At 63.4% G+C, this 9,024-nt stretch carries 10 protein-coding genes; 4 read left to right on the plus strand and 6 right to left on the minus strand.

Features of this window, described 5'->3' with window-relative positions; all coding sequences use genetic code 11:
* Positions 1-79: 79 nt before the first annotated feature.
* From NKH42_RS11045 to NKH42_RS11060, 4 genes are all read right to left on the minus strand, one after another.
* The gene (locus NKH42_RS11045) at positions 80-442 is read right to left on the minus strand and encodes a YkvA family protein (protein ID WP_352507346.1); all 363 of its coding nucleotides are present in this window, start codon (positions 440-442) and stop codon (positions 80-82) included.
* Between the two features lie 92 nt (positions 443-534).
* Positions 535-831 carry a 4a-hydroxytetrahydrobiopterin dehydratase gene (locus NKH42_RS11050; protein WP_254817876.1) on the minus strand — a complete coding sequence of 99 codons (297 nt, stop codon included), beginning with the start codon at positions 829-831 and terminating at the stop codon, positions 535-537.
* A gap of 6 nt (positions 832-837) precedes the next feature.
* On the minus strand, positions 838-1,434 hold the full coding sequence (gene thpR / locus NKH42_RS11055) for an RNA 2',3'-cyclic phosphodiesterase (RefSeq protein ID WP_352507345.1): 597 nt from the start codon (positions 1,432-1,434) through the stop codon (positions 838-840).
* 137 nt (positions 1,435-1,571) lie between these two features.
* Complete coding sequence (locus NKH42_RS11060; RefSeq protein ID WP_352507344.1) at positions 1,572-2,216, minus strand: arylesterase; 645 nt, start codon at positions 2,214-2,216, stop codon at positions 1,572-1,574.
* Positions 2,217-2,325: 109 nt separating this feature from the next.
* Between NKH42_RS11060 and NKH42_RS11065 the strand changes: the two genes are divergently transcribed.
* The 4 genes from NKH42_RS11065 to NKH42_RS11080 all read left to right on the plus strand — a co-directional run bounded on the left by NKH42_RS11065 (position 2,326) and on the right by NKH42_RS11080 (position 7,263).
* A complete protein-coding gene (locus NKH42_RS11065) occupies positions 2,326-3,036 on the plus strand; it encodes an ABC transporter ATP-binding protein (protein ID WP_352751435.1) in 711 nt (236 codons plus the stop codon).
* Complete coding sequence (locus NKH42_RS11070) at positions 3,036-5,585, plus strand: ABC transporter permease (protein ID WP_352507342.1); 2,550 nt, start codon at positions 3,036-3,038, stop codon at positions 5,583-5,585. Before NKH42_RS11065 ends, NKH42_RS11070 begins: the two co-directional genes overlap by 1 nt.
* A 219-nt stretch (positions 5,586-5,804) precedes the next feature.
* Positions 5,805-6,584, plus strand: a complete 780-nt coding sequence (locus NKH42_RS11075) for a Bax inhibitor-1/YccA family protein (RefSeq protein ID WP_352507341.1) — start codon at positions 5,805-5,807, stop codon at positions 6,582-6,584.
* A 109-nt stretch (positions 6,585-6,693) separates the two neighbouring features.
* Complete coding sequence (locus NKH42_RS11080) at positions 6,694-7,263, plus strand: GNAT family N-acetyltransferase (protein ID WP_352691082.1); 570 nt, start codon at positions 6,694-6,696, stop codon at positions 7,261-7,263.
* 4 nt (positions 7,264-7,267) lie between these two features.
* Here NKH42_RS11080 and NKH42_RS11085 read toward each other — a convergent pair whose 3' ends face one another.
* Both NKH42_RS11085 and NKH42_RS11090 read right to left on the minus strand, forming a co-directional pair.
* Complete coding sequence (locus NKH42_RS11085; RefSeq protein WP_254817869.1) at positions 7,268-7,654, minus strand: DUF2794 domain-containing protein; 387 nt, start codon at positions 7,652-7,654, stop codon at positions 7,268-7,270.
* A 477-nt stretch (positions 7,655-8,131) separates the two neighbouring features.
* Entirely contained in the window at positions 8,132-8,881 is a 750-nt protein-coding gene (locus tag NKH42_RS11090) for a DUF1223 domain-containing protein (protein ID WP_352507393.1), read from the minus strand.
* Between the last annotated feature and the right edge of the window lie 143 nt (positions 8,882-9,024).

Here is a 9,024-nt window from a genome sequence, read left to right on the forward strand (position 1 = left end):
TATCGCGCCTACAAGGCGCGGGTGCGGCGGTGGGTTTGACGGCCGGAAAGTCTCGCGCGATTTTTTGCGCCGTGCCGGCTCAGCTCTTGTCGGCGATGGCCTGTTTGGCGGCGAGCCGGTGCGCGGGCGTGATGTGGGCGCTGACGGTTGTGATCGCGGCGGTCAGCACGGCGATGTCGTCGGTGAAGCCAAGCCCAACCATGAAATCGGGGATGACGTCCGTCGGCAGCACGAAATAGCCGAGCGCAGCCAGCAATGTGCCCTTGGCGCGAAGCGGCGTCTTCTTGTCCATGGCGCAGTAATAGGCGGCGACCACCTCTTCCATAAACGGGATATGACGGGCGGCTTTCTTCGCCGTACGCCAGAACTTGTCGCGCACGTCACTCTCGTTGCCCGGCTTGCTGCCGAGGCCGAAGAAATCAAAACCGGATTTTTGCGCCATTAATCTCTCCTTGCGGCCGTCGCGTGACTTCACGCATGACCGCGAGGCAAAATGTGGTGAAAGCCGAACCTCGCTGCAAGGTGTAGCTAGGCTCAGCCGCCGAAATAGCGGTTCATCTTTCTGGCCAGATCGAAATCCAGCGCCGTCAGGCCGCCGGCGTCGTGCGTGTTGAGGGTCACGTTTACCGTCTTGTAGACATTCGACCAGTCGGGATGGTGGTCCATCTTCTCCGCCGCCAGGGCGACGCGGGTCATGAAGGCAAAGGCTTCGGAGAAATTCTTGAAGGTGAAGGTGCGGGTGATCGAGCCGCCATCCTTGGCAAGCGACCAGCCTTCGAGGCCGGCAAGTTCGGCGCGGATCGCCTCTTTTGCTAGTTTCTCCCTGGCCATATCCGCCTACCGCATGATCCGCGAAGCGTCGGCGGCGCCGACCAAACGGCTGGCGACGCGGTTGTCGGCACCTGAAAGCGGCCAGGCCTCCTCGACGACGTAAGGCCCGCCGCCGACCGAATCGCGCGACGACATCAGCACGAAGCGGCCGACCCGGAACGGCAGCGTCGAAAAATTGCCGCGTGCCGACAGGTACTGGGCGACATCGAGCGGGCTCGAATTGCGCAGGCGGGCCAGCGTCACATGCGGCATGAACTTGCGCGGGTCGGCCGGGATGCCGAGCCGCTGGCAGATGCGCTCGATCTCGGCCTGCAATGCGGAAAGATCGGGCGAAGCGGCGACCCCGGCCCACACCGCATGCGGCTTCTTCTGGCCGAAGGCGCCGACGCCGGACAGCGTCAGCGGGAAGGAGGAGCGGTGAACACGGTCGAGCGCGTTGGCGATTTCGTCGGCGACATGGCCCTCGACATCGCCGATGAAGCGCAGCGTCAGATGGTAGTTCTCGACGTCGATCCAGCGGGCTCCGGGCAGGCCGCCCCTGAGCAGGGACAGCGAAAGAGCGGCATCACGCGGTATTTCGAGGGCGGTAAAAAGACGCGGCATGGGAAGCCTCCTGTCCTCGAATCGAACTCTTGCACCTAGCGAATCATCGATATTCGAACGGGGCAAGCGGTTTGTTGGTCGCAGGGCTGCCTAAAAGCTTCCCCAACGGAATGTGGTGCGGCGGCGAACCCTCGCCTTCAGGAATTACCCCGCACCGTTGCAATGGCCTTCTCCACACCGGGCAGCATACCCTCGACGATGCGGTCGACGCCTCCGGCGTTCGGATGAAGGCCGTCCTCGAGCTGCAGGACGGATTGACCAGCGATGCCCTCGAGAAAGAAAGGATAGAGCGGCACGCCGTATTTTTCAGCCAGTCGCGGAAAGATTGCGTCGAACGCCTTCTGGTAGTCGGCGCCGAGATTGGGCGCCGCGCGCATTCCGGCAAGCAAAACGGCGATCTTGCGCTGCTTCAGTTTTGCCAGCATGGCGTCCAGGTTTTTTTCCGCTATGGCGGGCGAAACGCCGCGCAGCATGTCGTTGGCGCCGAGCTCCAGGATGACGAGTTGCGTTCCGTCCGGCACCGACCAGTCGAGCCGTGACAGGCCGCCGCTCGTCGTATCGCCGGAGACGCCAGCATTGGCGACCGTGACATCGTAGCCCTTGGCGCGAAGCGCCGACTGCAGCTTTTCGGTGAAGCCCTGACCTGGCCCGAGGCCATAACCCGCCATCAAGCTGTCGCCCAAACCGACAATGGTGAACGGTTCGGCGCTCGCCGACGAAATGGCGCCGCAAACGGCGAGAAAAAGGGCGAAGGCTGCGGCAAAGGTGTGTTTGAAAGCCATGCGGCAGGCCCCATATGAACCAGGAACATCTGTTGGCGAAGGCAGGTTTTCATCTTTTGTCGAGCATCGGATGCTCTAGCCTTCATCCTCCATATAGGACGATTTGATTTTGGAAGAAGCCGTCATTTCGCTGAAAGACGTATCGCTGACGCTTGGTGAAGGTGGCTCCTCGGTCCATGTGCTGAAGGGCGTCAGCCTCGATGTGGCGGGCGGCGAAGCGACAGGCATCGTTGGACCCTCAGGTTCGGGAAAGTCGACATTGCTGATGGTTTTGGCTGGGCTTGAAAGGGTCGATTCGGGCACGGTTCGAATTGCCGGCGAGCTGCTCAACGGCAAAAGCGAAGACCAGATCGCATCGTTTCGGGGGCGAAACATCGGCATCGTATTCCAGTCTTTCCATCTCATCCCCAACATGACGGCGCTGGAAAACGTTGCCGTCCCGCTGGAGCTTGCCGGCCATGCCGATCCGTTCGGCGTGGCGGCGCGCGAGCTGGCGGCGGTCGGCCTCAGCGATCGCGTCACCCATTACCCCGGCGAATTGTCTGGCGGCGAGCAACAGCGCGTGGCGATCGCCCGGGCGCTGGCGCCGTCGCCGCGCATCCTGATCGCCGACGAGCCGACCGGCAATCTCGACCAGGCGACGGGGCGGCACGTCGCCGACCTGCTGTTTGCCAAGGCCGCGGAACGCGGCATGACGCTGGTGCTGGTCACACATGACCCGGTACTCGCGGCGCGCTGCTCGCGCCAGGTGTCGATGCGGTCGGGGCTGATCGAGGACGCGCCTGAGCCGGCCACCAGGGCCGGCAAGGTGACCGCCTGATGCCGCTGTCGCAAACACTGAGGCTCGCCTTTCGGTTTTCGCTGCGCGAAATGCGTGGCGGGCTGTCCGGCTTCCTGATCTTCCTTGCCTGCATCGCGCTCGGCGTCGCGGCAATCGGCGGCGTCAATTCGGTGGCGCAAGCGATTTCCGCCGGTGTTGCCGACCAGGGCCAGACGCTGCTCGGCGGCGATCTCCGCTTCCAGCTCAACCAGCGCGATCTTACCAGAGCCGAACGCAGCTTCGTCGACCGGCTTGGCGCGGTTTCGCACAGTGCCAACCTGCGCTCGATGGCCAGGCTCGAGGACGGCTCCGACCAGGCGCTGGTCGAGGCCAAGGCGGTCGACGGCGCCTATCCGCTCTATGGCGCGCTGGAGACTGAGCCGGTGCTGTCGCGAGAGGATCTGTTCGGCGAAAAATCCGGCGTCTTCGGCGCCGCCGCCCCGGCTCTCTTGTTCGAGCGGCTACATCTTGGCATCGGCGACCGGCTGAAGCTCGGCAGCGCGACATTCGAGCTGCGTGCAAGGCTGGTCAACGAGCCGGATGCGGTGTCGGATGGCTTCGGCTTTGCGCCGCGGCTGATGGTGTCGACCGACGGGCTTGCCGCTTCCGGCCTGATCCAGCCGGGCAGCCTGGTCGAGAACGCCTATAGGGTCCGGCTGCCCGGCGGCACCGGCGACGCACAGATCAAGGCGATCCAGGAGCAGGCGGCAAAAGAGTTCCCGCAGGCCGGCTGGTCGATCCGCACGCGCAGCAACGCGGCGCCGGCGTTGTCCTCGAACATCGAGCGGTTCTCGCAATTCCTGACGCTGGTTGGGCTGACGGCGCTGGTGGTCGGCGGCGTCGGCGTGGCCAATGCCGTGCGTGCCTATCTCGACGGCAAGCGCGGCGTCATCGCCACCTTCAAGAGCCTAGGGGCTTCGGGCGGGTTCGTCTTTGCCGTCTATCTGGTGCAGATCCTGATGATCGCCGCCCTCGGCATTACGCTGGGCCTGGTGCTCGGCGCATTGATGCCGTTCGCGGCCAGCGCCGCACTCCAATCGGTTATTCCTGTGCCGGCGGAAGGTGGGTTCTATCCCGGCGCCCTCGGCATGGCAGCGCTGTTCGGGCTGCTGGTGACGCTGGCTTTCGCCTTGCTTCCGCTCGGCCGCGCCCGCGACGTGCCGGCAACGGCGCTGTTTCGCGAAATGGGTTTCGAGGGCCGCGGTTTTCCCCACCCGCTCTACATCGCCGCGGCATTGGGCATCGCCCTGCTCCTGGCGGTACTGGTGATCCTGTTTTCCGGCGACCGCCGTATTGCCTCGATCTTCATTGGGGCCACGGTGTTGTCGTTCCTGGTGCTGCGCGTCGTCGGCTCGCTGGTGCAGTGGGCGGCGAAGAAAAGCCCGCGCGTGCGTTCGACCGCGCTCAGGCTCGCCATCGGCAACATCCATCGGCCAGGCGCCTTGACGCCATCGGTGGTTCTGTCACTTGGCCTCGGGCTGACGTTGCTGGTGACGCTGGCGCTGATCGACGGCAATCTCAGGCGGCAGATCTCGGGCAGCCTGCCGGAACGGGCGCCGAACTTCTTCTTCGTCGATATCCAGAGCGGCGACGTCGATGCTTTCTCTGCGCTGGTCGGCAAAGAGGCGCCGCAGGGCAGGCTGATCAAGGTGCCGATGCTGCGCGGCCGGGTGATGGCGCTCAACGGCGTCGCTGTCGACAAGGTCAAGGTTCCGGCCGAGGGCGCCTGGGTGCTGCGCGGCGATCGCGGCCTGACCTATGACGCAAAGCTGCCGGAGAATGCGACGCTGACCGAGGGCAGCTGGTGGCCGGAGAACTATGCCGGCGAGCCGCTGGTCTCGTTTTCCGCCGAGGAAGGCAACGAGATTGGGCTGAAGCTCGGCGACACCATCACCGTCAACGTGCTCGGCCGCAACATCACGGCCAAGATCGCCAATTTCCGCCAGGTCGAATGGGAAACCATGGGCATCAATTTCGTCATGGTGTTCTCGCCCAACACATTCGCCGGGGCGCCGCACGGCTGGTTGGCTACGCTGACCGAGACGAATGCGTCGGCAGCCGACGACGCGCACCTTCTCAACGCCGTCACGCGTGCCTTTCCCGCGGTCACGACGGTCAGGGTCAAGGACGCGCTCGAAATCGTCAACCGGCTGGTGGCGCAGCTCGGCACAGCAATCAGGGCGGCAGCGGGCGTGGCGTTGATCGCCTCGGTGCTGGTGCTGGCCGGCGCGCTCGCCGCCGGCAACCGGGCTCGCATCCACGACGCGGTGGTGCTGAAGACCCTGGGTGCGACCAGGAAAACGCTGATCGCCGCTTTTTCGCTGGAATACATGCTGATCGGCCTTGCCACCGCGATCTTCGCACTGGCGGCGGGCGGTGTAGCGGCATGGTTCGTCGTCGCGCGCATCATGACGCTGCCATCGCACTTCATGCCCGAGGTGGCGGTGGCGACCATCGGCTTTTCACTGGTGGTCACCGTCGGCATCGGCCTTGCCGGCACGTGGCGGGTGCTGGGCCACAAGGCGGCGCCGGTGCTGCGGAATCTTTGAGCCAGAGCCGGTTTTGATTAAATCTCGTTAATGTTTCGGGCGGGAAGGCCAATAAAACCGGATCTCTGGCACTTCACGGAGCATTACGTTTGGTTACGGTCTTGTCCTTTACACCAAGAACCATCATATTTCGGCGCAGGCATGCTGGAGCCCCGCCAGCGGCGCCTGGGTTCAAATGGACCTGACACCGGACGGGGCAGAAGCAATATGAGGATTTCCATGGCTGATCCCGTTCGCAATTATCAGACGCGCGCCGTGCCCGGCGCCGGCGTCGATGCTGCCATCGACCAGGGCCTGCGGGCCTACATGATCAAGGTCTACAATCTGATGGGGCTTGGCCTCCTCATCACCGGCCTTGCCGCGGTCGGCACAATCATGCTGGCCACGACCAGCGATCCCGCCTCGGCGGTCGCGACGTTGCCAAGCGGCGAGATGCTGACCTCGTTCGGCTACGCGATCTTCGGCTCGCCGCTGAAATGGCTGGTGATCTTTGCCCCGCTGGCAGCGGTGATGTTCCTGTCGTTCCGCGTCCAGTCGATGAGCGTTTCGGCCGCACAGACGACGTTCTGGGTCTATGCCGGCCTCGTCGGCCTGTCGCTGTCGTCGATCTTCCTGGTCTACACCACCGCCAGTATCTCGCAGACCTTCTTCGCCACCGCCGCCGCCTTTGGCGGGCTGTCCCTCTACGGCTACACGACCAAGCGCGATCTCTCGGCGTTCGGGTCGTTCCTGGTCATGGGCCTGGTCGGCCTGATCATCGCGATGGTGATCAACATCTTCCTGCAGTCGTCGGCGCTTTCCTTTGCCGTTTCGGCGATCGGCGTGCTGATCTTCGCAGGCCTCACCGCCTACGACACGCAGAACATCAAGGAGATGTATTTCGAGGGTGACGAGACTGATGTCGCCGGCCGCAAGGCGATCATGGGCGCATTGAGGCTCTATCTCGATTTCGTCAACCTGTTCATGTTCCTGCTGCAGTTCATGGGCGACCGTCGCTAAATACGGTTTTCCTGGACCAGGAGTGTGGAAAGGGCGGCCCAATGGCCGCCCTTTTCTTTTGTGCCGGCTTTTGCTGTGATATGGGGCAGATGAACGACGTGCCTAAATTATGAGCAGCATCACCTTGCGGGCCGCGACGTCGGCCGATCTCGACCGGATCACGGAAATCTATGCCGACGCGGTGACGAATGGCACTGCCAGCTATGAACTCGAGCCACCAAGCCGCACCGAGATGGGCGCGCGCTTCGACAACCTGATGGCGGGCGGCTTTCCTTATCTGGTTGCGGAAAAGGCCGGCAGCGTGCTCGGCTATGCCTATGCCGGGGCGTTCCGGCCGCGCCCGGCCTACCGCTTCGTCGTTGAGGATTCCGTCTATGTCGCGCCCGAGGCCAAAGGGCAAGGCGTCGGGCTGCTCTTGATGCAAGGGCTGATCGAAGCGGCCAAGGCGGCAGGTTTTCGCCAGATTATCGCGGTGATCGGCGACGGCCGGCCCGATAGCGCCTCGGTACGGTTGCACGAGAAGCTCGGCTTTCGTCATTCCGGCCGCCTGGAAGGCTCAGGGTATAAGCACGGACGCTGGCTCGACACGGTGTTCATGCAGTTGCCGATCAATGGCGGGGCGTCGATCCCGCCCGATCCGCAGTCACTGCCCGAGCGGAAGTTCCGCGAACAAAAATAAGAGGTTACGCTTCGACCAGCTTCAGCGTTCGGTCGAACACGCCAAGCACCCGGCCGAGCTCCTGGCCGCGCTTGAGGATGCGCCCGCCGGCGGCGATGACGGCGAACGCGCCTTGCCGGCGCGCCAGCTTCGGATCCTTGACGATCTGGAAAAGCGGCACTTCGCTGGTGCGGCGGAAGACAGAAAAAACGGCGCGGTCGGCGAGATGGTCGATGGCATAGTCGCGCCACTCATTGGCGGCAACCATACGGCCGTAGAGTCTGAGGATCTGGTCCAGTTCGCGCCGGTCGAACTGCACCGGCTGGTCGAGGCGTTCGCGTCTTGCCTCATGCAGCGGGATCAGTATTGCGGATGCGTCCCCATCCTCCATCCCGCTGCTGCGATCAGTCATGCCTGGATCCTCGCAATGAATCGTACGCCGACCAAAGTTGGCGCTTTCGTTGCCGAATTGCAAGGCCCGGCCGAGCAAGGGCAGCGTCGTGCGGTTTCTGCAGCGTCCAGTCACGTTTGCGAAACGCCTGTTGGAATTGGTGATGCTTCGCCACAATCCTGCCTTTTTTTATCCGTGCTCATGCCCCAATGTCCGACGAATTTACCGGTGTTGCCTGAGACGGTTCGGTCCGGCACCGGCTCGTAAACCCCAAGCCCCCCGCCCACGGGTCTGCGTCGGATCGAACCAACCTCGGTTTTTCCTTGGAAAGATCGGGTGCGACGATCCCAAAACCTAAATGACCGGCGTCAGAAGCAAGCTGACGCCGGTTTTTTATTGGCCGGAGCCGTGGCGGTGCGATCCCTCCAGACAGGCTGTCGTCGGACGCTTGAGCGCGGTTATCCTCTTCTCCCACAGGGAAGAAGGGGAGCGCTCTATTTAAGGCTTGCGGATAAAGGCTGCACCCAGGATCGGACCGGGCATGCCGTCCTTGCCAACTGACTGCAGCAGCACGGCGCAGCCGCCCTTCTTGGCGATCTCGCTCATCGGCAGTTCGTAGCGCTGCGCCTTGCCGTGCCACATGCCGGCGGTCTGGATGCTGGTGACGGCGTTCCAGTAGGTCATGCTGCGGCCGCTGTTTTCGCCCTTGCCGATCTTTATCGTCTGTGGCGGGTTGAAATAGACGATGACGACATGCGCGTCGGCGGGGCCGGTCACGGCGTCGCCGGCATCGATCATGACGCGATCGCTGGTCCGGCTGACTTTGATGCCGACGCGCATGCCTTCGCCGACCCTCTCCATGCGGGCCAGCGCGCCGTCGACTTCCTTGCGGCTGGCGCCGTTGACATGGCTGCGGCCGTTTATGACGGCTTGCGGGGTGTAGACGGAACGGCTGCCGAAGGCGCGCATATACTCATATTGCCGCTCGGTATTTTCCTTGCGGCTCAGCGTGTCCTGCCAGCCGAGGTAATCCCAATAATCGACATGATAGGCGAGCGCGACGATGTCCTCCTTGGCGGCGAGCTCGGCGAAGAATTCGTCGGCCGGCGGACAGGAGTTGCATCCCTGGCTGGTGAAGAGCTCGACGACGCCTAATGGCTTGTCGGTTGGCTCGGCAAGGGCCCCGCCGGCAAACGCCGAGAGGGCCAGCGCAAGGGCCGCAAGCCGCAATGGTCTTCGAGATGGCATGGCCGTTCCGATCCCGCCGGTGACGCCGGCTTTGTTCTGGTTGTCGAAATATGTGGCAGAAGCGTCAGTCAACGGGAAGTCACGTTGCGGTGAAATTTTGCCGTTGCAACCGCTGGCAAGGGCGCAATAGGTGGACTTGCACT

The organism is Mesorhizobium sp. M1142 (assembly GCF_040318565.1).
Taxonomy (GTDB): domain Bacteria; phylum Pseudomonadota; class Alphaproteobacteria; order Rhizobiales; family Rhizobiaceae; genus Mesorhizobium.

Coding starts and splice junctions, on each gene's coding strand:
- NKH42_RS11045 (WP_352507346.1), bottom strand. CDS start 442: ATGGCGCAAAAATCCGGTTTTGATTTCTTCGGCCTCGGCAGCAAGCCG.
- NKH42_RS11050 (WP_254817876.1), bottom strand. CDS start 831: ATGGCCAGGGAGAAACTAGCAAAAGAGGCGATCCGCGCCGAACTTGCC.
- thpR (WP_352507345.1), bottom strand. CDS start 1,434: ATGCCGCGTCTTTTTACCGCCCTCGAAATACCGCGTGATGCCGCTCTT.
- NKH42_RS11060 (WP_352507344.1), bottom strand. CDS start 2,216: ATGGCTTTCAAACACACCTTTGCCGCAGCCTTCGCCCTTTTTCTCGCC.
- NKH42_RS11070 (WP_352507342.1), top strand. CDS start 3,036: ATGCCGCTGTCGCAAACACTGAGGCTCGCCTTTCGGTTTTCGCTGCGC.
- NKH42_RS11075 (WP_352507341.1), top strand. CDS start 5,805: ATGGCTGATCCCGTTCGCAATTATCAGACGCGCGCCGTGCCCGGCGCC.
- NKH42_RS11080 (WP_352691082.1), top strand. CDS start 6,694: ATGAGCAGCATCACCTTGCGGGCCGCGACGTCGGCCGATCTCGACCGG.
- NKH42_RS11085 (WP_254817869.1), bottom strand. CDS start 7,654: ATGACTGATCGCAGCAGCGGGATGGAGGATGGGGACGCATCCGCAATA.
- NKH42_RS11090 (WP_352507393.1), bottom strand. CDS start 8,881: ATGCCATCTCGAAGACCATTGCGGCTTGCGGCCCTTGCGCTGGCCCTC.